At 69.0% G+C, this 1,084-nt stretch carries 2 protein-coding genes; both read left to right on the forward strand.

Features of this window, described 5'->3' with window-relative positions; all coding sequences use genetic code 11:
• The coding region (locus tag G3T14_RS24250; protein ID WP_204263053.1) for a helix-turn-helix domain-containing protein at window positions 1-589 on the forward strand (589 nt) is incomplete at its 5' end.
• On the forward strand, window positions 511-1,080 hold the full coding sequence (locus tag G3T14_RS24255; RefSeq protein WP_163645016.1) for an IS630 family transposase: 570 nt from the start codon (window positions 511-513) through the stop codon (window positions 1,078-1,080). The genes G3T14_RS24250 and G3T14_RS24255, both read left to right, overlap by 79 nt.
• Window positions 1,081-1,084: the final 4 nt, after the last annotated feature.

The raw sequence follows: 1,084 nt of genomic DNA on the forward strand, positions 1-1,084 counted from the left end.
TCTCATGGAGGCGGACATGGCCCACATCGTCGATCACCTGAGTGTCGCGGAACTAGGCCGGCGGGCCCGAACGGGGGACGACGCCTGCGCGGGGCGGCACTATCAGGCGATCTGGCTGCTGGCACAGGGCAAGCCATTGGCGGAAGTCGCGGCGGCGACCGGCTTCGTGCAGCGCTGGCTGGAGCAATTGGCTAGCCGTTACAACCAGTTCGGTCCCGATGCGCTGGGTGACCGGCGGCGGCGCAACGGGACAGCTCCGCGGCTTCTGACCCCTGAGCTTCTGGACAAGTTGCGGACCCGCCTGGCGGAGCCACCGTCCGATGGTGGGACCTGGAGCACGCCCAAGATCGCCGCCTGGATGGCGGCCGAACTCGGTCTGGTCTCGGTCTACCCGCAGCGCGCCCGGGAGGCCCTGCAGGCGATCGGCTGGTCGATTCAGGCGCCGCGCCCGAAGAACCCGGCCGCGGCCGGCCCCGAGGCACAGGCCGCCTTCCAAAAAAACGCGCCGCGATTCTCGCCGAAGAAGAAGCGCGTCACCCTGGCCGGCCGGTCGCGCTCTTCTGCACGGACGAGCACCGCATCGGGCTGAAGCCGGTCACGCGCCGGGTGTGGGCACCGCGCGGGCACAGGCCGATCGCCCTCGGCCACCACCGCTACGAATGGCTCTACGTCACCGCCTTGGTGGCGCCCGCCACGGGCGAGAGCCACTGGTATGTCGGCAACGGCGTCTCCAAACCCCTCTTCGAGCGCCTGCTCGCGCTGTTTGCCCGCGAGGCCGGTGCGGGCGAGCAACGCACCATCATCCTGCTCCTCGACGGTGCCGGCTGGCACACGGAGACCGGCCTGCGCGTGCCCGAGGGCCTACGGCTGATCGACCTGCCGCCCTACACACCCGAGCTGCAGCCCGCCGAGCATCTCTGGCGGCTCGTCGACGAACCCATCGTCAACCGGCACTTCGACCGCTCGGCCGATATCCAAGAGCGCATCGAGCAACGCTGCCGAGACCTCGAAGCCGATCCAGACACCCTGCGGGACAACACCCTCTTCCACTGGTGGCCCCAGCAAACCATGCAGAGATAATCAA

The sequence above is a fragment of the Methylobacterium sp. BTF04 genome (assembly GCF_010692745.1).
Lineage (GTDB): Bacteria > Pseudomonadota > Alphaproteobacteria > Rhizobiales > Beijerinckiaceae > Methylobacterium.